Consider the following 22,821-nt stretch of genomic DNA (forward strand, 5'->3'; position numbering starts at 1 on the left):
CCGGCCCGTGCTCACCGGGCGCGCGTTCCGACAGGGAGAGGCCTTCCCGCCCGTGTTCACCGGGGATGTCCGTGTTCGATTCCGCTGGGAGGCTTCGTCGTGAGGCTTGAAGATCTGCCGATCCGCGACGACCTTCGGGGGCGCACGCCGTACGGTGCCCCCCAGATCGACGTCCCGGTCAGGCTCAACACCAACGAGAACCCCTACGGGCCCTCGGCGTCCCTGGTCGCCGACCTGGCCGAGGCGGTGCGCGCCCAGGCGGGCGAGCTCAACCGCTACCCCGACCGCGACGCCCTCGCCCTGCGCGGGGAGCTGGCCGCTTACCTGGGGCACGACCTGACCGTGGAGCGGGTCTGGGCGGCGAACGGCTCCAACGAGGTGCTCCAGCAGATCCTGCAGGCCTTCGGCGGCCACGGCCGGGTCGCGATGGGCTTCGAGCCCTCCTACTCGATGCACCCGATCATCACCACCGGCGCCTCGACCGAGTGGATCTCCGGGGCGCGTGAGGACGACTTCGGGATCGACCCCGACAAGGCCGTCGCCGCGATCGAGGAGCACCGGCCCGACGTCGTCTTCCTGACGTCGCCCAACAACCCGACCGGCACCGCCCTGGACCCGGAGGTGATCGCCGGGATCGTCGAGGCGGCGCCGGGCATGGTGGTGGTGGACGAGGCCTACTTCGAGTTCGCCCGCACCGGCACCCCGTCGGCGCTGACCCTGCTGCCGGACAACCCCCGGCTGATCGTCACGCGGACGATGTCCAAGGCGTTCGCGATGGCCGGGACCCGGCTGGGTTACCTGGCCGCCCACCCGGCGGTGATCGAGGCGTTGCTGCTGGTCCGGCTCCCGTACCATTTGTCCACGCTCACCCAGACGGCGGCGCGGGTCGCGCTCGCCCACGGCGCCGAGCTGCTCGGTGCCGTCGACGCGCTGCGGGCCGAGCGGGACGCCACGGTGGAGTGGCTGCGCGGGCGGGGCCTGACGGTCGCCGACTCCGACGCCAACTTCGTGCTGTTCGGGCTCTTCGAGGACAGGCACGCGGTGTGGCGGGGCATGCTGGACCGCGGGGTGCTGATCCGCGAGGTGGGGCCGCCCGAGTGGCTGAGAGTTTCGATCGGTACCCCTGAGGAGATGGCGGCGTTCCGCGCCGCCCTGGAGGAGATCCTGTGAGCAGCATCATTGGCGGCGTTGGCGACACTGCCGGCACCGGCGACATCGCCGTCGCGGCCGTGCCGCGTCGCGGTCGCGTCGAGCGCGTCACCAAGGAGACCTCGGTGCTGGTCGAGGTCGACCTCGACGGCACCGGGCACGTCGAGGTGTCCACCGGTGTCGGGTTCTTCGACCACATGCTGAACCAGCTCGGCAAGCACGGCCTGTTCGACCTGACCGTGAAGACCGAGGGCGACCTGCACATCGACGCCCACCACACGATCGAGGACACCTCGCTCGCGCTGGGGGCGGCGTTCCGCGAGGCCCTGGGCGACAAGTCGGGCCTGCGGAGGTTCGGCAACGCGTCCTGCCCGCTGGACGAGTCGCTCGCGGAGGTCACGGTCGACCTGTCGGGGCGCCCCTACCTGGTGCACAGCGAGCCCGAGGGCATGGCCCCCATGATCGGGGCGGAGTACGACACGACGATGACCAGGCACATCCTGGAGTCGTTCGTCGCCCAGGCCGCGATCTGCCTGCACGTGCGCGTCCCGTACGGCCGCAACGCCCACCACATCGTGGAGGCGCAGTTCAAGGCGCTGGCCAGGGCGCTGCGGGCGGCCTCGGAGCGCGACCCGCGCGCCACCGGGGTGCCCAGCACGAAGGGCGTGCTGTGATCGTTTCCCGCGTGGGGAGGGCGTCCGGTGAGTGACAACTGGACGGCCGTCGCGATGGCCTTCGTGGCCCTCTTCCTCGTCGGCGGGATCGTCTCATTCCTCAAACAGGGTCTGAGGAAGGGCGCGGTGCTGCTCGCCGCCCTCGCGGCCCTGGCGACCACGGCGGCGGTGCTCTGGTGGTGAAGAAGGTAACCGTTCTCGACTACGGCTCGGGCAATCTCCGTTCGGCGGAGCGCGCGCTGGCCCGGGTCGGCGCGGAGGTCACGGTGACGTCCGACTACGAGACGGCGATGGAGGCCGACGGCCTCGTCGTGCCGGGGGTGGGGGCGTTCGCCGCGTGCATGGCGGGGCTGCGCGCCGCGCGGGGCGAGCGGATCGTCGCGCGGCGCCTGTCGGCGGGGCGGCCGGTCCTCGGCATCTGCGTCGGCATGCAGATCCTCTTCGAGACGGGCGTCGAGCACGGCGTCACGACCGAGGGCTGCGGGGAGTGGCCGGGCACGGTGGAGCGCCTGGAGGCCCCGGTCCTGCCGCACATGGGCTGGAACACGGTGAAGGCGCCCGCCGAGACCGTGCTGTTCGCCGGGCTCGACGCCGACACGCGTTTCTACTTCGTGCACTCGTACGGCGTGCGCTCCTGGGAGCTCCAGGCGGGGCCGGGTTTCGCCGACCCGCTGGTCACCTGGTCCGAGCACGGGGTGCCGTTCGTCGCGGCGGTGGAGAACGGCCCGCTGGCGGCCACCCAGTTCCACCCCGAGAAGTCGGGCGACGCCGGAGCGCAGCTGCTCACGAACTGGCTCGGGACCGTCACGTGATCCCGCGGGCCGCGGGCAGGGTTTCGTACGGGGCTCCCGCAGGGTTCTCCGCGGGGTCTCCCTCCCGGGTCTCGGCCGGGGGCTGGCTCGGGGGCGCCGTCGGGTTTCCGCGCGGGGTCCCGGTGGGTTCTCGATCCGGGTTTCCGCGCGGGGTTCGGGTGACTTCTCGATCCGGGGTCCCGCTCCGGGTCCCGGTGGGCTCTCGATCCGGGGTCCCGATCGGGGTTCCGGTGAGTTCGCGATGAGCAAGGAGCGGGCCAGGCGCAGGGCCGAGCGGGAGGCCGAGCAGGCCCGTCAGGCGGCCCTGCGCGCCGAGCGGGAGGCGCGGCTGGCGCGGCGGCGTGAGCGGGTCGGCAGGGTGGTCGCGCTGCTGCCGGGCAGGCCCGTCCGCATCGTGTCCCAGGGCGGCATCATGGCCCGCCGCCGCCGGACGCAGAACGGCGTCGCGGTGGTGCTGTTCCTGATCGTCCAGGTGATCGTCTGGCTGCTGTGGTCCTCGTGGGCGGCCCGGTTCGGGGCTCTTGTCATCTCTCTGTTGTTGGTACCGCTTCTCATCACCCTTGTCTTCGACCGGAGGTCGTGAACCGATGTCGCTTGAGCTGCTCCCCGCCGTGGACGTCGCCGACGGACAGGCGGTCCGCCTGGTCCAGGGCGCGGCCGGCACCGAGACGTCGTACGGCGACCCGCTGTCCGCCGCGCTGGCCTGGCAGGAGGCCGGTGCCGAGTGGATCCATCTGGTCGACCTCGACGCGGCCTTCGGCCGGGGCAGCAACCGCGAGCTGCTCGCCACCGTGGTCGGCGCGCTCGACGTCAAGGTGGAGATGTCCGGCGGCATCCGCGACGACGCCTCCCTGGAGATCGCGCTGGCGACCGGCTGCCGCCGGGTGAACATCGGCACCGCGGCGCTGGAGAACCCCGCCTGGTGCTCCAAGATCATCTCTGAGTACGGCGACCGGATCGCGATCGGGCTGGACGTGCGGGGGACGACCCTGGCCGCCCGAGGCTGGACCCAGGAGGCCGGTGACCTGTGGGAGGTCCTCGAGCGCCTGGAGGGCGACGGCTGTCCCCGCTACGTCGTCACCGACGTCACCAAGGACGGCACGCTGCGCGGCCCCAACCTCGACCTGCTGCGCGAGGTCTGCTCCCGCACCGACAAGCCGGTGGTCGCCAGCGGCGGCGTCTCGTCCCTGGACGACCTGCGCGCCCTGGCCGCGCTGGTCCCGATCGGCGTCGAGGGGGCCATCGTGGGCAAGGCGCTGTACGCGCAGGCCTTCACCCTCGAGGACGCCCTCGCCGCCGTGAGTTCGTGAGGGGTTGCAGATGACTGTCGCGGTACGAGTGATTCCCTGCCTGGACGTGGATGCCGGGCGGGTGGTCAAGGGCGTCAACTTCGGAAACCTCCGTGACGCGGGCGACCCGGTCGAGCTGGCCCGCCGCTACGACGAGGAGGGGGCCGACGAGCTGACGTTCCTGGACATCACGGCCTCCAGCTCCGACCGGACGACGATGTACGACGTGGTCAGCCGGACGGCCGAGCAGGTGTTCATCCCGCTGACCGTGGGCGGGGGGGTGCGCTCGGTCGAGGACGTCGACAAGCTGCTGCGGGCGGGTGCCGACAAGGTGAGCCTGAACACGGCGGCGATCGCCCGGCCCGAGCTGCTGACCGAGGCGTCGCGGCGCTACGGGGCACAGTGCATCGTGCTGTCGGTGGACGCCCGCCGGGTCGTCGACGGCCCGCCGATGCCGTCCGGTTTCGAGGTGACCACGCACGGCGGACGCCGGGGCGCGGGCCTCGACGCGCTGGAGTGGGCCCGGCGGGGCGAGGAGCTCGGGGTCGGTGAGATCCTGCTCAACTCCATGGACGGCGACGGCACCCGCGGCGGCTACGACCTGGAGCTGATCCGGGTCGTACGGGCCGCGGTGTCGGTTCCGATCATCGCCAGCGGCGGGGCCGGCGCCGTCGAGGACTTCCCCCCGGCGGTCGAGGCGGGTGCGGACGCGGTGCTGGCGGCGTCGGTGTTCCACTTCGGGCAGCTCAAGATCGGTGACGTCAAGGACGCGCTGCGGGGGGCGGGGCACCCGGTTCGCTGATCTCGTACGGGGTGTCGGCCGCGGTCGTCTCGTTCCCGGCCGCCCGGGAGGCGTTTCCGCGTTCGAGGGCCGGTCGCCGTGGCCGAAGCGCCCTCGCGGGAAGGTGCTCAGGGCTGAGCTCTTTGGCGTACAAAATGCCGGTGTGCGCGGATTTGACGGCATAGGGTGGCTCCGGTGAACATGATCGGCGGCTACGTGCTCAGGCGTGAGCTGGGCCAGGGCGGCATGGGCGTGGTGCACCTCGCCACGACCCCGACGGGGGGCCTGGCCGCGGTGAAGGTGATCCATCCGTGGCTGGCCCGCGACCCGGCCTTCCGGCGGCGCTTCGACCGCGAGGTGGCGGCGGCGCGCAGGGTGGCCAGGTTCTGCACCGCTCCCGTGCTCGACGCCGGGGTCGAGGACGGCGTCGCCTACCTCGTCACCGAGTACGTCAAGGGATCCGACCTGGCGCAGGCCGTACGCGAGCAGGGGCCGCTGGGCGGCGCCAACCTGGAGGCGCTCGCGGTCGGGATCGCGACCGCGCTGCACGCGATCCACGGGGCGGGGGTGATCCACCGCGACCTGAAACCGTCGAACGTGCTGCTGTCGCCGCTCGGCCCGCGCGTGATCGACTTCGGCATCGCGCAGCTCGTCGACACCCAGAGCCAGGCGAGCCAGACGATCATGGGAACCCCGGCGTTCATGGCGCCCGAGCAGGTGCGCGGCGAGCCGCTGACACCCGCGGCCGACGTCTACGCGTGGGGCGGGGTGATCGCGTTCGCCGGCACGGGACGGTTGCCGTTCGGCGGGGGCGCGCCGTCCGAGGTCCTCTACCGGATCGTCAACGACGGGCCGAACCTCGACGGCCTCGACGAGCGTGTCCGCGCCGTCGTCGAGGGGGCGATGGCCAAGGACCCCGCGCGCCGGCCGAGCGCCCAGCGGCTGCTGGACGAGCTGGTCGGCGGCCGGCCGACCCCGGCGACGGCGAGCCAGGCCGTCGAGCGCGCCTGGGCAGGTGGCGTAGGTGGGGGCGGGGACGGCGGGGCGGAGGTCCTGGAGGAACCGGCCCTGCCCGGGAAGCCGGGCGTGCCCGGGGAGTCCGCCGTGTCCGGGAAAGCGGCCGTGCCCGGCGGATCCGCGGTGCCGGGGGAGCCCGCCGTGCCCGCGCCCGTGAAGGCCGGTGCGGTGGCCGTGAGGAGGCGGCGGTGGCCGTGGGTCGCGGGGGCCGCCGCGCTCGCGGTGGCGCTGGCGGGCGGGTGGGCGTTCTACGCCGGTCTCGGCACGCCCGCGTCGTCGTACCGCGCCGGTTTCGCCGACTCCTGGGCCGTCGGCGCGTCCGACGGCGGCGGGACCCGGCTGGACGGCGGGACCTACCTGCTGACCGCCAACCCCGGATGGCGGCTGTGGAAGTCGGCCCCCTTCGCGGAGGGGACCGCCGGGGGCGTCGTGGTCAGCTCCAGGATGCGGCTGGAGGGGGGCTCGGGGGAGTTCGGCGTGTGGTGCCGAGGCGACGTGGGCACCGGCGACCGCTACGAGTTCGCGGTCACCGCCTCGGGCGAGGCCTCGATCACCAAGCGGCGCGGCGGGCGGGGTGTCCTCCTGTACGGGCCGGTGCGGGTGGGGAAGGCGGCCGACGTCCGTGTCGTCGCCCAGTGCGAGCAGCGGGGCGAGCGGGTCGTCCTCGGCATGTGGTTCAACGAGAAGCCGGTGGGGGAGACCGCCGACGACGAGGACCCCTACGGCCCCGGGGCCACCGGCGTCTACGCGGCGCCGGACGCGGCCACGCCCGTGCGGGTCGGGTTCCGCACGTTCGAGGTCCGCCCGGTGGCGGGGTGAACGCGCGGTTCGGCGTGCTGGGGACGCTTCGGGTCGTCGAGGGGGAGCGTGACCTGACGCCCGGCCCCGCCAAGCACCGCACGCTCCTGGCCGCCCTGCTGCTGAGGCCGGGACGGACGCTGACCGTCGACCGGCTGATCGCCGAGGTGTGGGGCGAGGAGCCGCCCGCCTCGGCGGAACCGGTGCTGCGGGTGTACGTGAGCGCGCTGCGCAAGGTGGTCGCCGGGATCCGCACCGTGCCCGGCGGCTATCTCCTCGACGTCGATCCCGGCGAGGTGGACGCGCACCGGTTCGAGCGCCTGGTGACCGGGGCCCGGCGGGCCAGGGACGCGGGCAGGACCGCCGAGGCGGCCGACGGCCTGCGTGCCGCCCTCGCGCTGTGGCGAGGGCCCGCGCTGGACGGCGTCGACTCGGCCGAGCTGCGGCGCGCGTACGCCGTGCCGCTGGAGGAGCTGCGGCTCACCGCCCTGGAGGAGCGCGTCGAGCTGGACGTGGCGCTCGGCCGGGGCGCGGAGGTGACGGGGGAGCTGCGCGCGCTCGTGGCCTCGCACCCCCTGCGGGAGCGGGCGTGGGCGCAGCTCGTCCTCGCGCTCGGCCAGGCGGGACGCAGGCCGGAGGCGCTGGCCGCCTACGGGGAGGCGCGGCGGCTGCTCGTCGGCGAGCTCGGCCTCGAACCGGGTCCCGAGCTGCGGGAGGCGCACGGGCGCGTGCTGGCGGGGGGAACGCCCGGGCGGGCCGCACCGGACCGGACGCCGAACGAGACACCCAACGAGACGCCGCCCGACGTCGCCGACTTCACCGGGCGCGAGCGCGTGCTGGACTGGATCCGCCGGTCCGTGCCCGCCGCTGGGAGCGCGCCCGTCCACCTGGTGCTGCACGGTCCGGCGGGGACGGGCAAGTCCGCGGTGGCGGTTCACGCGGCCGCCGGGCTCGACTTCCCCGGCGGGCGGCTGCACGCCTCGCTGGGGACCAGGACGCCGGGCGCGGTGCTGGAGGACCTGCTGCGCTCGCTCGGCTGCCCGCGGGGCGCGGTGCCCGCCGGCCCGGCCGAGCGGACGCGCCTCTACCGCAGCCTGGTGAACGGCCGGCGGCTGCTGGTGGTGCTGGACGACGCGGCCGACGAGGCCCAGGTACGCCCGCTGCTGTCCGCGGGGCCCGGCTGCCTCACGCTGGTGACCAGCCGTTCGCCGCTGTCCGGCCTGGAGGCGGCGCGGGCCTTCGAGCTCGGCGTGTTCGGCACGGACGAGTCCGTGGAGATGCTGGCGCGGGTGGCCGGAGAGCGACGGGTACGGGCCGAGCCCCGGGCGGCCGAGCGGATCGCGGTGCTGTGCGGCGGGCTGCCGCTGGCGCTCAGGATCGCCGGGTCCAGGCTCGCCCGGCGTCCGAGCTGGACGCTGGAACACCTGGCGGGACGCCTGGAGGACGAGCGCGGCCGCCTCGACGAGCTCAGCGCGGGGGACCTGGCCGTACGCGGCAGCCTGGCGCTCGGCTACCGCGCGCTCCCCGACCGCGAACGCCTGCTGCTGCGCCGCCTCGGCGCGCTGTCCGCGCCGCACGTCGCCCCGTGGGCGGCCACCGCCGTCCTCGGGGAGCCCGCCGACCGGCCGCTGGAGGCGCTGGCCGAGGCGGGCCTGCTGCGGGCGCGCGGGCTCGACGCGAGCGGCCAGGAGAGGTACGACTGGCATGACCTGACCAGGCTCTACGCGGCCGAGCGGCTGGCCACCGAGGAGGGTCCGCCCGCCCGGGTCCTCGCCGCGGCCGGCGGGGAGATCCTCGACCGCGCCCGGCGGGCCAGGGCACTGCTCCTGCCCGCGGAACCGGGCTCCGGCCGGACCGTGGCCCGTACGGCGGAGCAGGCCGCGGACCTGGACACCGCGCGGCTGCGGGAGTCGGCCCGCTGGCTCGCCGCCGAGCGGGGCTTCCTGGTCGCGGCCGTCACCGACCTCCACCGGGCCGGTCTGGACGAGGCGACCTGGCGGCTGGCCTTCTACCTGACCCCGTTCTTCGAGCTGGGCGCGCACCACGAGGACTGGCACGCGGTCGCGGAACTCGGACTGCGGGCCGCGCGGCGCGCGGGCCACCGCCACGGCGAGGCGCTGCTGCTGCGCTCCCAGGCCGACCTGCGCCGTGCGGAGGGCCGCCTGGCGGAGGCCGCCGACCTCCTCCGGCATGCGCTTCCGCTGGCGGAGGCGCGCGAGGTGCCCCGCACCCGTCACCGGCTCGGCCTGGTGCGCCTCGCCCAGGGACGGCGGCCGGAGGCGGAGGCCTGTTTCGTGGCCTGCCTGGCCGCGTTCTCGGCGACGGGGGACCGGCGCGGCAGGGCCGACGCGCTGCGCGCGCTCGGCGGGTCGCGGCGGGCCGAGGACCTGCTGCGCGGGAGCCTCGCCGCCTACCGCGAGCTGGGCGATCCGCGCGGCGAGGCGGCCGTCTCGCTCGACCTCGCCGGGCTCCTCCTGGACCGCAAACGCCCCTCGGAGGCGCGTGAGCGCGCCGAACGCGGCCTCGGCCTGGTCAGACGCCTGGGGGACCGGCTCCCCGAGGCCACGGGACTGGTTCTCATGGCCAGGGTCGCCCTCGCCGAGGGACGGCCCGACGCCGCCCGGGGGGCCGCGGAGGAGGCGCTCGGGACGTTCCGCGAGTACGCGGACCGCCGGGGCGTCGCGCGGGCGCTGCTGACCCTGACGGCGGCCCTGCTGGATCTCGACGAGGTGGCCGAGGCGGTTGATGCCGTATCGAGCGCTGTGGGAGAGTTTGACGCTCTTGGTGACCGGGACGGCCTCGCCGAGGCCGGGGAGCTCGCCCGCGAGGCGTCGCGGCGCCGTGGCCTGCGCGTATAGCGCGCTGTGCTGATCTATGCGGGTTCTGAAGGTGGCGCGCGTACGGTCGGGCTCGACGCGATCCACGACGGGGGAATGGGGATGACATGCGGTTCGTATCCGGAATGGCCGGGGTGGTGCTGGCGGCCATGTTGAGCGGCTGCGGGGTGCTTCCCGGGCAGCAGGGGGGCGGCGGGGAGGAGCGGGTGACGAGGGCGTCGGACGTCGCGGACCCCGTTGACACCGTGGAGCCCGCGGCCACCGCGAAGGCGACGGAAGCCACGGAGGCCACGGAGACGACCGAGACGGTGCGGGCCACGGAGACCGGTGACCCCGCCGGGCGCGAGCGGGCGATCGCCCGCAGGGAGGTCAAGGCGAGCGGCGCCGACCTGACCGTGGAGATCACCGGTCTCCGGCGCCAGGGCCGGCTCTCCACGCTGACCTGGACGGTCACCAACGACAGCGACGACCGCTGGCAGATGAACAACGACATGGGCGACACCCCGGGCGGCCTCGGGCTGACCGTGGCCGGGATCAGCCTGGTCGACCCGGTCAACGGCAAGCGGTACGTCGTCGCGCGCACCGGCAAGTATCCCAAGGCCAAGTGCCTGTGTTCCGACTACGACGTGTTCACCGAGGCCGGTGAGGTGCTGTCGCTGCACGCCACGTTCGCCGCCCCGCCGCCGGACGTCACGAAGATCAATGTGGACCTCAAGGTGCTGGGTGTGTTCACCGATGTCCCGATCTCCTGAGCGCCTCACGATCCTGGCCCTCGGGCTCGCCCTGCTCGCGGGCCCCGCGACGGCCGCGTGGGCGGATCCGGGAGACGACGCCACGGCCGGGGTGGAGGACGTCGTCGCCCCCGTCGAGGACATCGTCGCCGAGGTGGAGTCGCTCGACGGCGCCGAGAGCGAGGCGCGCCAGGGCGAGCAGGTCACCGTGGCGCTCACCAGCGACGTGCTGTTCGCGCTCGACAGGGCTGTGCTGACGCCTCGGGCACGGCAGCGGCTGGGACGGGTCGCCGCGAGGGTCCGGGCGGACTCCGCGGGCGGGACGGTGAGGATCGAGGGGCACACCGACGACCAGGGCGGCGACGCCTACAACGCCGCGCTGTCGCTCAGGCGGGCGCAGGCCGTGCGCCAATCTCTCCAGGAGACGCTGACGGGGGTGGACTTCCGGGTAACGGGCTTCGGCGAGAGGCGGCCCCGGGTGCCCAACGTCGTCAAGGGCCGGCCACTGGAGGAGAACCGGGCGAGGAACCGCAGAGTGGAGATCGTCTTCACCGCCAGGAAATGACCCTCGCGGCCACGCCGTCACTCCCGGCCGGCTGTGCCTCGAGAAGGCCCGCCGAGTCGGCTTCGATCCTGACTCGCAGCCACGCCGTTGCCCCTGGCCGACGGCGCCTCGGTTGGATCGCGGGAGCCGCTCGCGTCCGGCCCGTGCCGGCGCATCGGCCGCGAACCCGTCCGGTGCACGATCACGCACGCCGCGGAGGCGTGACGCGCCCGCCTTTCAGGCGAGGGTTCCGGGGTCGATCGTCAAGGGGACGGGGCCGGGCAGGGTGGCGGCGGTGCCGGGGGTGAGGGCGGCCACCTGCCGGTAGAGGTCACCGTCGAGCTGGTAGACGTCGATGACCAGGGTGTTCTGGTCGACGATCCAGTACCACTCGCACTTGGTCCGGGCGTAGCGGTTCATCTTGGTGAGGCGGTCACGGTTGGAGTTGGTGGAGGTGACCTCCGAGAGGATCTCGATCTCGTGTGGTTCCACGTAGAGGTCGCTGTCGGTGCCACGCTGGAAGACGGCGATGTCGGGGGCGAACACGGTGTCGGAGTTGAGGCGGTAGTTGACCGGCCCCTCCACATCGAGGTCCAGGTCGCCGGCCCGCAGGCATGCCTCGATGGCGTTGATGAGGCGGCGGGCGATGCGCTGGTGCCGTATGGAGGGCGCGGGGGTCATCACGATGCAGCCGTCCTCAAGCTCGAAGCGACGGCCGACGTCGCCGAAGTCATGGTTCATGAACTCGTCCGCGTTCCAGTAACGCGGAGCCCACGGAAGTGCTCCGTGGGGTTCGTGGCCATGCGGGACGGTCATGCGTACCACGGTATCGGGGTTCCTGTACGCCTCATAGCGTGGCTGAGCGGCGCGTTCACCGGTATGGAGATGTGTGGTTCTCGGCAGGCCGCTCATGGGGTCGGCGCTCCTTTCGGGGGTTCCTGGTTCGCGCTGCGGCGGGCCGGTGCTCCGGGCGGCAGTCGTGGCCACGGCGGCGGTCGAGCGGAGTTGCCGTATCCCTCGCCTCGCCCGCCCCCTTCCCTGAAGTCGGGGTGGACGAATGGTATCCATGTGATCACTCAGAGCGACATGAGTATGAGGAAAGCGGTTCCGCTGACATCCCGAACGGAGGGTTGCGCCGAGGGGGATCGCGTACGGGATCGCAGACGCGTCCGGATCGCCTCCGAAGCCGTGTCCGCCGAGCGGGAGGACGGGTGCCGTGACCGTTCCGGTGCTGCTTCTCGTCGCGTACTCCCGCAGCGGGTGGAGAGGTGCGGAGATGTCAGGGCCCGGGGGATTCAGAAGACCCGGAAGTGGTGGAACATCTCGTAGGCGGCGTCCTGGGCGGCGAAGGACCTCGCCTCGGAGCGTTTGACGGCCAGGTAGGCGGAGGCGCGCAGGGGGCCGAGGGCGTCCATGAGGACGTCGTCGGCCTCCAGGGCGTCGAGGGCCTCGTCCAGGGAGGCCGGGAGGCGGCGGACGCGTCCGGCCGGGAGGGTCGCGGGGTCGACGTCGACGGGGTCGCCCGGGTCGAGGCCGCGGCGGATGCCGTCCAGGCCCGCGTGGATGACGGCGCCCAGCGACAGGTAGGGGTTGGCCGAGGAGTCGGAGGGCTTGAGCTCCAGGTTGGCGGACGCCGCGGCGTCGCGTCCCGTGGGGGAGCAGATCCGCACCGCCGCCTCACGGTTGTCCATGCCGTAGCAGGCGTACGCGCTCGACCACGACCTCGGTGTCAGGCGCCGGAAGCTGTTCACCGAGCCGCAGGTCAGCGCGGTGAGTGCCGGAAGGTGGGCGACCAGGCCGCCGATGAAGTGATAAGCCGTGGCCGACATGCCGTACCGGTCGGAGGGGTCGCCGAAGGCGTTGTCCCGGAGCCCGGGATCCCACAGGGAGACGTGCAGGTGGGCGCCGTTGCCCGCCTGGTCGGCGAGGGGCTTGGGAGCGAGGGAGGCCCACATCGACATGCGGGCGGCGACGCCCCTGACCGTCTCGCGGTAGACCACGTGGTTGTCGGCGGCCTGGAGGGCGGGGGCGTGCCGGATCGACAGCTCGTGCTGGCCGTGGCCGAGTTCGGGGTGGTAGTGCTCGGGCCGCAGCCCCTGGCTCTCCAGGGCGCGGATCAGGGCCATCGTGTAGTCGTGGAGCTGGTTGAAGCCGGTGGTGGAGTAACACAGGCTGTCGTCGGCGGGGACCAGCCGGTCCAGGCCGCCCGCGGGGTCGGGCTCGCGGCGGCCCAGGGTGAACTCGGGTTCGTAGGCGGCGACGAGGGCGTGTCCCTCGGCGGCCAGGGCGGCGACGGCGTCGCGCAGGAAGGTGCGCGGGCAGACGGGCCAGGGCGAGCCGTCGACCTGGCGCAGGTCCGCCAGCATGGCCGCGGCGCCGGGAGCGTAGGGCAGGTGGACGAACGTCGCCGGATCGGGGACGAGGCGGACCTCTCCCACCGGGCCGAGGCTCTCGACGTCCTGGAGCTCGTCGAGCATGTTCATCGCCATCATCGCCACGGTGTGCCCGATGCCGGTGTGCAGCCGCTCCGCCAGCCGGGAGCGGGAGACGGCCTTGCCCCTGATCACGCCGCCGTGGTCGGCGTACAGGAAGCGGACCAGCTCGACGCCCTCGGTGTCGGCGCGTTCGGCGACGCGCCGCGCCGCGGCGGTGTCGAGCGGGTGGGGGCCGGTCACGGCCTGCTGATCTCCCATGCCTCCTGCGTAACACGTCCTCGGAGGGAGGGGAAGCACCCCGGGACGCCGGCCCCGGGAGCGATCCGGGGCGATCCGGGTGGCCCGGGACGATCTGGGCCGGGCCGGGGAGGCCAGGCGGGTCCGGGGGGCCGAGAGGGCCGGGACGATCTGGAGTGCCCTGTGGCCCGGCGGCTCTGTGGCTCGGTGGTCCGGGGTGGTCGCGGGGTTTTGGGCCGAGGTTATTCGGTGACCACGTCACCGGCGGAGCAGGGCGCGCCGATGAGCGAGGGGGACCGGGGGGCCGGGCGGGCGCACTCGCAGGTGACGGTGATCGTCACCGTGCCGGTGGTGCAACCGCCGGAGCGGGCGCACGCCTCCACCGGGACCGTCCAGGCGCCGGACACCCGGGAGGTGCCGCCGAGCAGTCCGTCGGCGTCGAGCGTGATCCCGGCGGGCAGGAGGGTGGGGTTGACCACCCTGAAGGAGAGCGTCTCGCCGGTCGGGTTGGCCAGCGTGATCCTTCCCCTCAGCGGCCGGTCGACGGCGACGCCGAAGTGGCCGAGGGACGGATGCGCCGAGAGGGATGAGGAGCCTCTCGTGACGGGGCTTCCTGCAACGGGGCTTCCCGCGACAGAGTCTCCCGGGACGCTTCCCGTGACTGGGCTTCCCGCAGTGGGACCTTCCGTGAGAAGGCTTCCCGATGCGGAGTCTCCCAGGGTGCTTCCCGTGACAGGGGTTCCCGCAGCGGGACCTTCCGCGATGGAGCCTCCTGCGACAGCGCCACCCGCGACAGGCTGCGGGGGCCGGTCGGCGACCTGTGCCTGGGACGGTGCCGGTGCCTGTGCGGAGGGGGGTGTCGGTGTCGGGTCCGGGGTCGCGAAGGCGACTCCTGGGGTCGCCAGCACGCCGCACGCGACGGTCCCGGCGACGATGGCCCCGATCCCGGGGAAACCCTGCTTGTCACGCATGAACGATCCCCCGTACGAGAAACGGACTTCCCCCAGGGTGCCGGAAAGATCATCAAGGGAGTGCCGTGATGTCTTCCGTGGTCATCCATGATCGGGTCAGGGCGTTCGCCGTACGGGTGGTCTCCGTGTCACGTCACATTGGGTGTCGTCCGTACCGCCCTGGTTCCGTACCACGCTGTACGGCGGGGCCGCGCGACGTCGGGCGGCGGGGCGCGGGTGTGACCTCGTGGCTGGGTTCGCGGGTACGGGGGTGCCGTGGCGGCTTCCGGTGATCGTCGCGATACGGTTCCGGGATCAGCGGAGCTGGATGCGTTTCCGGGATCGGCGGGGCCGACGGCGTGGCGTTCGGTGCGGGGTGCGCGCTCCCCTGTGGGTCAGCCGGGAACGCGGGTGGCGCGGTTCAGGGCGGGGGACCCCGCCGAGCGGTTAGGTGAGCACTCGGGTGAAGAACAGAGCCAATTGGTCTGCTCCCCTTATGATCCCGTCGAAGACTCCGTTGACCGCGCTCGCCGCCTCGGCGGGCTTGGTGAACAGATAGAAGACCACGAAAGCTACCGCGAGGTAGGTGAGGATCTTCTTGACCTGCATGGGGGCCTCCTGGCAGTTCCAATCCCAGCCGTATATACCCGAATTTTATCGATCTTTGGCATCTGCGGCCCGGGTGGCTCCCGGATTTTGATGATCATACCCGTCGCGCGGGGGCTAGCCGCGGTCTGGTCGCGAGTTTGGCATAGGTCACATCCGCCATCGTGCGGTCGCGAGACGCTCCTGTCCAATCTTCACTGCCAGGTATACCGGTAGGGCTAGCCCGGCGCCCGGCGTACGCCGATCGCGGGGACTGTTTTTGCCGCTCATCGCCGATCCGGTGACCGCCCGAGTGCGTCGTTCGAGCCCGGGGGTCCGGTATGACCGGCCGGTGCCGCACGCTCGCGAGCCGGTGCCGACGGGTGCGCGGCCTCGACCGTCGGATGGGCCGGGGCCGATCGGGACACGCCGCCCGAGGGCCCCTCGGCAGATCGCCGGTGACGCGGGGAGGACCCCGCCCGGCGAACGGGTGACGAACCCCCGGGAAAAAACTAAGGGAACTTAGTATTTGGGGCATCCGATCACCCGGTGGCTCCGAATGAAGGGTCGAACCGACCCGAGGGGCCCCTTATGACCCGATTTGCCGGTGCCGTTGTCGTCCTGCACGGCGGGCGTGCCCGTGGCCATGAACCCACGGCGCCGACGCAGCCCGCCGTCCTGCGGATGATTCCCTTCGAGCGGGCCGTACGCCGTGCCGTGCGCGGGCGGGACGTCGTGGTCTCGCGGCCCAGGTTCCGGGTGCGCGGATGGAACGGCGCGGAGGCCTCGCCGGTCGCGGACCTGCACGAGCTCGTCGACGGGCTCGGCGTGCCGACCGTGCTCATCGGCCACTCGATGGGCGCGCGGGCCGCGCTGCGGATGGTGGGACACCCCCTGGTGGTCGCGGTCGCCGCGCTGGCGCCCTGGCTGCCCACGGGAGAACCGGCCGGGGACCTCGGCGTTACACGCGTGCTGCTCGCGCACGGCGACCGCGACACCGTCACCGACCCGCGCGCCACCTGGGCCTACGCCGAGCGGTTGCGGCACGGCTCCGTGCCGGCGCACGGGACCGAGGTGCCCGGCGCGGGGGGACTCGCCTCGCGCGAGCCGGGATCCGGCGCGGGGGTGCCCGCCTTCCGGAGGGGAGCCGTCGGTGAGGTGGCCGCGATCGAGGTGGCGGGGGAGGGGCACGCGATGCTCCGCCGGGCCGCGCTCTGGCACCGGCTCGCAGTGGAATTCACCCTTTTGTCGCTTGATGGGCCATCCGGGGCGGGGCCGGTGACGAACGCCTTCCGCCGGGCCGCGGCGGGACTGTCCCGGCCGACGGTCTGAGCGTCACGAAATAGCGGCGGCCTGAGCGTCCGGGAATGCCGGCGGTCCGGGTGCCGGCCGGGATACCGGCGGTCCGGGCGTCGGCAGGGACCCCGGCGGTCCGGGCGTCCCGAGACGCCGGTGTACGCCGTTCCGGTTCGACCGGCCCCATGGGCCCGGGTGAGAGGACATCGATGGAAAGACGCAGGATCGCCGTCGTCGGCAGCGGGGTGGCCGGACTGACCGCGGCGTACGTGCTGCGGCGGAGCGGCGACGTCACCGTGTTCGAGGCCGACGACCGGATCGGCGGGCACGCCCACACCCACGACGTGCCGTCGGGCGACGGCCGCACGCTGGCGGTGGACAGCGGGTTCATCGTCCACAACGAGCGGACCTACCCCCACCTCGTCCGGCTCTTCGCCGAGCTGGGCGTGCGGACCCAGCCGTCCGAGATGAGCATGTCGGTCTCGTGCGAGGGCTGCGGCCTGGAGTACGCGGGGGGCAGGAAGGCGCCGGGGCTGTTCGCGCGCCCCTCCAGCCTGGCCCGTCCGGCGTACCTGAGGATGCTCGCCGAGGTGCCGCGCTTCCACCGGCTGGCCCGCGAGGCGCTGGAGCGCGGCGACGACCGCACGCTGGGGGAGTTCGTCGCGGGCTTCTCCCCGTACTTCGTCGCCCACTTCGCGACACCGCTGGTGTCCGCGGTCTGGTCGTGCCCCCCGTCCGTCGCCGGGCGCTACCCGGCCCGCTACCTGTTCGCGTTCCTGGCCAACCACGGCATGCTCGGCGTCTCGGGCTCGCCGAGGTGGCGTACGGTCACCGGGGGCTCGCGCGAGTACGTCGAGAGGATCGCCAAGTCCCTCACCGCGGTGCGCACCTCCGCCCCCGTGCGGGCACTGCGCCGCACCGGGAAGGGGGTGGAGCTCCACGCCGACGGGGCCGTCCACCGGTTCGACGCGGCGGTGGTCGCCACCCATCCCGACCAGGCGCTGCGCCTGCTGGCCGACCCCACCCCCGACGAGCGCGACGTCCTCGGCGCGTTCCGCTACTCCCGCAACCCGGCGACCCTGCACACCGACCCCTCGGTGCTTCCCGGGGCGCGGCGCGCGCGGGCCTCGTGGAACTACCGGATGGAGGCGTGCGGGGAGGGCGCGGGCGGGGTGCGGGTCACGTACGACATGAACCGGCTGCAACGGCTCGACGCGCCGGAACCGCACCTGGTGACCCTCGGCGACGAGATCCCCGACGAGCACGTGATCGCCCGGATGGTCTACGAGCACCCGGTCTACACCCCTGAGTCGGTCGCCGCCCAGGAACGGCTTCCCGGCCTCAACGGGAACGCGGTCGCCTACGCGGGGGCGTACCACGGCTGGGGCTTCCACGAGGACGGGTGCCGCTCGGGCGTACGCGCGGCCGAGGCGCTCGGAGCGCGCTGGTGACCGCGCCGCGCGGGACACCGGGGCGTACGCCGGTAAGCGCACCGCAGGCGAGCATGCCGGGGCGTACATCGGTGAGCGGGCCGCAGGCGGGCACGCCGGGGTGTACGCCAGCAAGCGCAGTGCCGGCAAGCACATCGTCGGCGAGTGCGCCCGCCGGGGCGCCCGGAACGCCGGAGGCGCCGGAGAGCGCGCTGTACGAGTGTGTGATCACTCATGTCCGGTCGGCGCCGGTGCGCAACGTGTTCGCCCACGCCTCCTACATGTGGCTGGTCGACCTGGACCGGATGCCGCGCGACCGGTGGCTGGCCGCGTTCCACGCGCGCGACCACGCGGGCGACCCCGCGCTGAGCATCAGGCAGAACGTCGACGCGTTCCTCGCCGGGCACGGGATCACCGCGAGCCGCGTCAGGATGCTCACCCACGCCCGGGTGCTCGGTCACGTGTTCAACCCGCTCACCGTCTACTGGTGCGACACCCCCGGCGGCACGGCCGTGGTCGCCGAGGTGCACAACACCTACGGCGGGCGCCACCGCTACCTGCTGCGCCCCGGCGAGCGGGAGGTGGCCAAGGAGTTCCGCGTCTCGCCGTTCAACGGCGTGGACGGCCGCTACCGGCTCAGCCTCCCCGAGCCCGGCGAGCGGCTCGCGCTCCACGTCGTCCTGCACCGCGACGGGCAGCCGCCCTTCGTGGCCGGGGTACGCGGGCGCCGCCGCCCGGCGACCGGCGCCTGGCTCTACCGGCTGGCCGCCAGGCACCCGATGGCCCCCCTGGCGGGCAGCGCCAGGATCCGCCGGCAGGGCGTCTCCCTGTACCTGCGCGGCCTGAAGATCATTCCCCCCGGAGGACCCAGATGACCACGACGACCGGCCGCGCCCCCGCGCCCTGGCCCGACGTCTCCGCCGTTCCCGCCTCGCGCCTGCGCGGCGCTCTCGCCCGGTGGCTCTTCCTGCGCGCCGTACGGCGGCTGCCCCTCACGGTCGAGCTGCCCGGCGGGGAACGGCTCGGCACCGGCGGCCCGGTGATGCGGGTACGCCGCCCCGGAGACCTCCACCGCAGGATCGGCGCCTCGGGGCTGATCGGCTTCGGGGAGGCGTACATGGCGGGCGACTGGGAGGCCGGCGACGCCGACGACCTGGTCGCGGTGCTCACCGTGATGGCCGGGCGGCTGACCACGCTCGTCCCGCCCGCGCTGCAGCGGCTGCGGCGGCTGGCCGTGCGCAGGACGCCCGGCGACGAGCTGGGCGCGGAGGAGGACACCCGGCGCAACGTCCACCGCCACTACGACCTGTCCAACGAGCTGTTCGCCGAGTTCCTCGACGAGACCATGACGTACTCCGCGGCCCTGTTCGAGGGGCCCGCCTCGTGGGAAACGCTCGCGGACGCCCAGCGGGCCAAGATAGACCGGCTGCTGGACCGGGCGGGGGTGGGGCCGGGCACCCGGCTGCTGGAGATCGGCACCGGCTGGGGCGAGCTCGCGCTGCGGGCGGCCTCGCGCGGCGCGATCGTCACCACCGTCACGCTGTCGCAGGAGCAGTGGGCGCTGGCCACCGCGCGGGCCGCGGAGGCGGGGCTGTCGGACCGGGTGGAGATCCTGCTGGCCGACTACCGCGAGGTGGGCGGTAGTTACGACGCGATCGTCAGCGTCGAGATGGTCGAGGCGGTCGGCGCGCGCTACTGGCCCGTCTACTTCCGCACCCTGGAGGAACTCCTCGCCCCCGGAGGCCGGATCGCGCTCCAGGCGATCACCATGCCGCACGACCGGATGCTGGCCACCCTCGACACCCACACCTGGGTGCAGAAGTACATCTTCCCCGGCGGCATGCTGCCCTCGGTGCGGGCGGTGGAGGAGAACCTCGGGAACCTGCGCGTCGTGGACCGCCTCTCGCTGCGCGAGGACTACGCCGAGACGCTCCGGCTGTGGCGGGAACGCTACCTGGAGCGCGTCCACGCCATCGGCGCGCTCGGCTTCGACGAGGTCTTCCACCGGATGTGGACGTTCTACCTCGCCTACTCGGAGGCGGGTTTCCGCTCGCGCTACCTGGACGTCTGGCAGTTCACCCTCGGGAGGGAAGCATGACCGTCACCGCACCCACACCTGCAGCTGCGGCCACCGGTGCCGCGGCCGTTCTCGCGCCGCTGCTGCGCGGCCTGTTCGGCGGGGAGCCGCCGCTGCGGCTGCGCACCTGGGACGGCGGCGCGTACGGGCCGCCGGACGCCCCCGCCGTCGTGCTGCGCTCGCCCCGCGCGCTGCGGCGCCTGCTGTGGAGCCCGGGGGAGCTCGGCCTGGCCAGGGCGTACGTGACGGGGGAGCTGGACGTGGAGGGCGACCTGGCCGACGGGCTGCGCCGGGTCTGGGCAACGGCCCACACGGCTCGCACGGCTCACACGGCCCGCGCGGCTCTTGTGGTCGCCCCGTTGCGCGCCGCGCGGGCGCTGGTGAGGGTACGCGGCGCGCTCGGCCGTCCGCTGCCGCCGCCCGCCACCGAGGCCAGGCTCGGCGGCAGGGCCCACAGCCGGAGCAGGGACCGGGCCGCGATCTCCCACCACTACGACCTGTCCAACGACTTCTACTCGCTGATCCTGGACGAGTCGATGGCCTACTCCTCGGCGTACTTCGAGCCGGGCGACACCCTCGCCGCCGCCCAGCGCCGCAAGCTCGACATGGTCTGCCGCAAGCTGCGCCTGCGGCCGGGGATGCGCCTGCTCGACGTGGGCTGCGGCTGGGGCTCGCTGATCCTGCACGCCGCCCGCGAGTACGGGGTGTCGGCCACCGGGGTGACCCTGTCGAGAGAGCAGAAGGCGTTCGTCGAGTCGCGCTCGGAGGGGCTGGACGTGACCGTGCGACTGCAGGACTACCGCGACATCGCCGGTGATCCCGGTGATCCCGGAGGTCCTGGCGGTCCTGGCGGTCCCGGAAGCCTCGGCGGTTCCGGCGGTCCTGGAGGTCTCGGTGGCTTCGGCGGTCTCGACGGCTTCTACGACGCGATCGGCTCGATCGAGATGGGCGAGCACGTCGGCCAGGACAACTACCCGGTCTACGCCGCCGCCCTGCACCGGCTGGTACGGCCCGGCGGCCGGGTGCTGGTCCAGCAGATGTCGCGCGGCGCGGGCCACCCGGGCGGCGGGCCGTTCATCGAGACGTACATCGCTCCCGACATGCACATGCGCCCGGTCGGGGCGACGATCGGGCTGCTGGAGGCGTCGGGGCTGGTGTTCGAGCACGCGGAGGCGATGGGCGGGCACTACGTCACGACCGTGAACGAGTGGTACCGGACCTTCGAGTCCCGCCACGCCGAGGCCGTCGCGATGGTCGGCGAGGAGATGACCCGCGTCTGGCGGCTCTACCTGGTCGGCGGCGCCCTCGCCTTCGAGCAGGGCCGGATGGACGTCCACCAGATCCTGCTGAGACGACCGCTCGGACCCGATACGGCGCCCGGCTCTCTGCCTCCCGCTGTGCCTTCTGCTGGAGCCGGTGCGCCGACCGGCTCCGCGTCTCCTGCTGTGCCCTCCGCTGGGCCCGGTGCGCCGGTCGGCTTCGTGTCCCCTGCCGCGTCCGGGGTCCCGACCGGTCCCGTGTCGCACACCGTGCCCGGTGCTTCCGGGCGATCGGAGGTATGAGGTGTTTGACCTGTCCGCCCTCGGCTGGTCCCTGCTCGGCTCGGCCGTCGCCCTCGTCGTGCTGCTGGCGCTCACCCTGGCCGTGGCGCTGCGGGCGGGGCGCCACTCGGTGATCGATGTGGCCTGGGGGCTCGGGTTCGCGCTCGTCGCCCTGGTCTCCTGCCTGCTGTCCGACGGGGATCCCGTCCGGAGGCTGCTGGCGCTGGCGCTCACCGCGATCTGGGGCATCCGGCTGGCCCTGCACATCGGGCGGCGCAACATCGGGGAGGGAGAGGACCCCCGCTACGAGCGGATGCTCGGCCGGGCACCCGGTAACCGGACCCTGTACGCCGTCCGCGTCATCTACCTCACCCAGGGGGTCATCCTGCTGTTCGTGTCGCTCCCCGTCCAGGTGGCCATGCTCGGTACGGAGCCGCCGGGCTGGATCGCCTGGGCCGGGGCCGTCCTCTGGCTGGTGGGGTTCCTGTTCGAGGCGGTCGGCGACCGGCAGCTCGCCCGGTTCAGAGCCGACCCGGGAAACCGGGGGAAGGTGCTGGACACGGGGCTGTGGCGCTACACCCGCCACCCCAACTACTTCGGCGACGCCTGCGTGTGGTGGGGCCTGTTCCTCGTCGCCGCCGACCAGTGGCCGGGGGTGCTGACCGTGCTGTCGCCGGTGCTCATGACGTACTTCCTGGCGGGCAAGACCGGCAAGCCGCTGCTGGAGCGGCAGCTGTCACGATCCCGTCCCGGCTACGCCGACTACGTCCGCCGCACCAGCGGGTTCTTCCCGCTCCCGCCCAGGTCACCGCGCGGGACGGACGGCGCGTAGGCGGCTGGTGCGGCGTTTGTGGCTCAAAAAAGAGGGGAATTGGTCGATGTATCGTAACTATGGGTAATTATTCAGAAGCGAGGAGTGAGGACGATGACATCGCCCGTCGGATCAGGCCAGCCAGGTGATCAGCCGCGCAACATCGGCTCTCGCGGGTTGAGCTCGGAGACAAGACCAGCGTTCCAGACCACCGAGTTCATCGCCTACATCGTCATCCTGATCGCGATCGTGATCACGGCCTTCGCGGTCGGCGGTGACTCGCGCGGCTACGGTGACCCCTTCGGGGCGGAGCACGCCATCAGGTACATCACCATCCTCACTGTCGGCTACATGGTCGCCCGAGGTCTGGCGAAGGCCGGGAGCTGGGACCGGGGCGACAGCGTCCGCTAGCCTTCCGGGCTTCCCGCCGACCGGCCGACCCATCGGCCGGCCGACTCGCCGATTCGGCGGTTCGGCGATTGTCGGCAGGTGGTTGATCGACGGTCCTCCGGCGACCGCCCTCCGGCGGTGGTCGCCCGGCGGCCGGGCCGGTGTGACCGCGTACCGCCGTCGCCCAGGCCGCCGTTGCCCGTACCGCCGACGCCCAGACCAGCCATCGCCTGTACTGCCGACGCCTGTACCGTCGACGCCCGGCTCAGTCGTCACCCCGGCCCCTGTCACCAGTACCGCCGTCGCCCGGACCCCGGCGCCCGGACCAGCCGTCACCCGTACCTCCGGCGCCCGGGCCGCGGGGCCGGACCGCTGGGGCCGGGCCGTCGCCTGCGGCCTTCTCCCCGCTCGGGCGCCCGCTCAGACCCCAGACCCCA

General features: G+C 73.4%; 22 protein-coding genes. 18 read left to right on the forward strand and 4 right to left on the reverse strand.

Features of this window, described 5'->3' with window-relative positions; translation table 11 throughout:
• Positions 1 to 99 precede the first annotated feature (99 nt).
• The 11 genes from ABT053_RS03015 (at position 100) to ABT053_RS03065 (ending at position 10,653) form a co-directional block, all read left to right on the forward strand.
• The gene (locus tag ABT053_RS03015; RefSeq protein WP_350967151.1) at positions 100 to 1,170 is read left to right on the forward strand and encodes a histidinol-phosphate transaminase; all 1,071 of its coding nucleotides are present in this window, start codon (positions 100 to 102) and stop codon (positions 1,168 to 1,170) included.
• A 59-nt stretch (positions 1,171 to 1,229) separates the two neighbouring features.
• Positions 1,230 to 1,823 carry an imidazoleglycerol-phosphate dehydratase HisB gene (gene hisB, locus ABT053_RS03020; protein WP_350967524.1) on the forward strand — a complete coding sequence of 198 codons (594 nt, stop codon included), beginning with the start codon at positions 1,230 to 1,232 and terminating at the stop codon, positions 1,821 to 1,823.
• A gap of 27 nt (positions 1,824 to 1,850) precedes the next feature.
• The gene (locus ABT053_RS03025; protein ID WP_344744419.1) at positions 1,851 to 2,006 is read left to right on the forward strand and encodes a CG2302 family histidine operon protein; all 156 of its coding nucleotides are present in this window, start codon (positions 1,851 to 1,853) and stop codon (positions 2,004 to 2,006) included.
• The gene (gene hisH, locus ABT053_RS03030; RefSeq protein WP_350967152.1) at positions 2,000 to 2,635 is read left to right on the forward strand and encodes an imidazole glycerol phosphate synthase subunit HisH; all 636 of its coding nucleotides are present in this window, start codon (positions 2,000 to 2,002) and stop codon (positions 2,633 to 2,635) included. Before ABT053_RS03025 ends, hisH begins: the two co-directional genes overlap by 7 nt.
• Positions 2,636 to 2,876: 241 nt before the next feature.
• A complete protein-coding gene (locus tag ABT053_RS03035) occupies positions 2,877 to 3,218 on the forward strand; it encodes a hypothetical protein (RefSeq protein WP_350967153.1) in 342 nt (113 codons plus the stop codon).
• 4 nt (positions 3,219 to 3,222) lie between these two features.
• A complete protein-coding gene (priA, locus tag ABT053_RS03040) occupies positions 3,223 to 3,945 on the forward strand; it encodes a bifunctional 1-(5-phosphoribosyl)-5-((5-phosphoribosylamino)methylideneamino)imidazole-4-carboxamide isomerase/phosphoribosylanthranilate isomerase PriA (protein ID WP_350967154.1) in 723 nt (240 codons plus the stop codon).
• 10 nt (positions 3,946 to 3,955) lie between these two features.
• On the forward strand, positions 3,956 to 4,726 hold the full coding sequence (hisF, locus tag ABT053_RS03045) for an imidazole glycerol phosphate synthase subunit HisF (RefSeq protein WP_350967155.1): 771 nt from the start codon (positions 3,956 to 3,958) through the stop codon (positions 4,724 to 4,726).
• Between the two features lie 180 nt (positions 4,727 to 4,906).
• Positions 4,907 to 6,541 carry a serine/threonine-protein kinase gene (locus tag ABT053_RS03050; RefSeq protein WP_350967525.1) on the forward strand — a complete coding sequence of 545 codons (1,635 nt, stop codon included), beginning with the start codon at positions 4,907 to 4,909 and terminating at the stop codon, positions 6,539 to 6,541.
• Positions 6,538 to 9,378 (forward strand): AfsR/SARP family transcriptional regulator, encoded by a 2,841-nt coding sequence (locus tag ABT053_RS03055; protein WP_350967156.1) that lies wholly within the window; start codon positions 6,538 to 6,540, stop codon positions 9,376 to 9,378. Before ABT053_RS03050 ends, ABT053_RS03055 begins: the two co-directional genes overlap by 4 nt.
• Positions 9,379 to 9,464: 86 nt before the next feature.
• A complete protein-coding gene (locus ABT053_RS03060) occupies positions 9,465 to 10,109 on the forward strand; it encodes a hypothetical protein (protein ID WP_350967157.1) in 645 nt (214 codons plus the stop codon).
• A complete protein-coding gene (locus ABT053_RS03065; protein ID WP_350967158.1) occupies positions 10,093 to 10,653 on the forward strand; it encodes an OmpA family protein in 561 nt (186 codons plus the stop codon). Before ABT053_RS03060 ends, ABT053_RS03065 begins: the two co-directional genes overlap by 17 nt.
• Positions 10,654 to 10,869: 216 nt before the next feature.
• On the opposite strand, the gene ABT053_RS03070 is transcribed toward ABT053_RS03065, so the two are convergent.
• From ABT053_RS03070 to ABT053_RS03085, 4 genes are all read right to left on the reverse strand, one after another.
• Positions 10,870 to 11,448, reverse strand: a complete 579-nt coding sequence (locus ABT053_RS03070; RefSeq protein WP_350967159.1) for a Uma2 family endonuclease — start codon at positions 11,446 to 11,448, stop codon at positions 10,870 to 10,872.
• 479 nt (positions 11,449 to 11,927) lie between these two features.
• The gene (locus ABT053_RS03075) at positions 11,928 to 13,325 is read right to left on the reverse strand and encodes a glutamine synthetase family protein (protein WP_350967160.1); all 1,398 of its coding nucleotides are present in this window, start codon (positions 13,323 to 13,325) and stop codon (positions 11,928 to 11,930) included.
• Between the two features lie 221 nt (positions 13,326 to 13,546).
• A complete protein-coding gene (locus ABT053_RS03080; protein WP_350967161.1) occupies positions 13,547 to 13,783 on the reverse strand; it encodes a putative Ig domain-containing protein in 237 nt (78 codons plus the stop codon).
• A 918-nt stretch (positions 13,784 to 14,701) separates the two neighbouring features.
• On the reverse strand, positions 14,702 to 14,863 hold the full coding sequence (locus ABT053_RS03085; protein WP_344744406.1) for a hypothetical protein: 162 nt from the start codon (positions 14,861 to 14,863) through the stop codon (positions 14,702 to 14,704).
• 567 nt (positions 14,864 to 15,430) lie between these two features.
• Here ABT053_RS03085 and ABT053_RS03090 point away from each other — a divergent pair.
• The 7 genes from ABT053_RS03090 (at position 15,431) to ABT053_RS03120 (ending at position 22,405) form a co-directional block, all read left to right on the forward strand.
• Positions 15,431 to 16,171: an alpha/beta hydrolase gene (locus ABT053_RS03090; RefSeq protein WP_350967162.1), complete on the forward strand. Its 741-nt coding sequence runs from the start codon at positions 15,431 to 15,433 to the stop codon at positions 16,169 to 16,171.
• A gap of 173 nt (positions 16,172 to 16,344) precedes the next feature.
• A complete protein-coding gene (locus ABT053_RS03095) occupies positions 16,345 to 17,586 on the forward strand; it encodes an NAD(P)/FAD-dependent oxidoreductase (RefSeq protein ID WP_350967163.1) in 1,242 nt (413 codons plus the stop codon).
• Between the two features lie 203 nt (positions 17,587 to 17,789).
• Entirely contained in the window at positions 17,790 to 18,440 is a 651-nt protein-coding gene (locus ABT053_RS03100) for a DUF1365 domain-containing protein (protein WP_350967164.1), read from the forward strand.
• Positions 18,437 to 19,663: a class I SAM-dependent methyltransferase gene (locus tag ABT053_RS03105; protein ID WP_350967165.1), complete on the forward strand. Its 1,227-nt coding sequence runs from the start codon at positions 18,437 to 18,439 to the stop codon at positions 19,661 to 19,663. The genes ABT053_RS03100 and ABT053_RS03105 overlap by 4 nt, the downstream gene beginning before the upstream one ends.
• On the forward strand, positions 19,660 to 21,204 hold the full coding sequence (locus tag ABT053_RS03110; RefSeq protein WP_350967166.1) for a class I SAM-dependent methyltransferase: 1,545 nt from the start codon (positions 19,660 to 19,662) through the stop codon (positions 21,202 to 21,204). The genes ABT053_RS03105 and ABT053_RS03110 overlap by 4 nt, the downstream gene beginning before the upstream one ends.
• Position 21,205: 1 nt before the next feature.
• Complete coding sequence (locus tag ABT053_RS03115) at positions 21,206 to 22,015, forward strand: DUF1295 domain-containing protein (RefSeq protein ID WP_350967167.1); 810 nt, start codon at positions 21,206 to 21,208, stop codon at positions 22,013 to 22,015.
• 93 nt (positions 22,016 to 22,108) lie between these two features.
• Positions 22,109 to 22,405, forward strand: a complete 297-nt coding sequence (locus tag ABT053_RS03120) for a hypothetical protein (protein ID WP_350967169.1) — start codon at positions 22,109 to 22,111, stop codon at positions 22,403 to 22,405.
• Positions 22,406 to 22,821 lie beyond the last annotated feature (416 nt).

It is taken from the genome of Streptosporangium sp. NPDC002524, assembly GCF_040295985.1.
Classification (GTDB): Bacteria; Actinomycetota; Actinomycetes; order Streptosporangiales; family Streptosporangiaceae; genus Streptosporangium.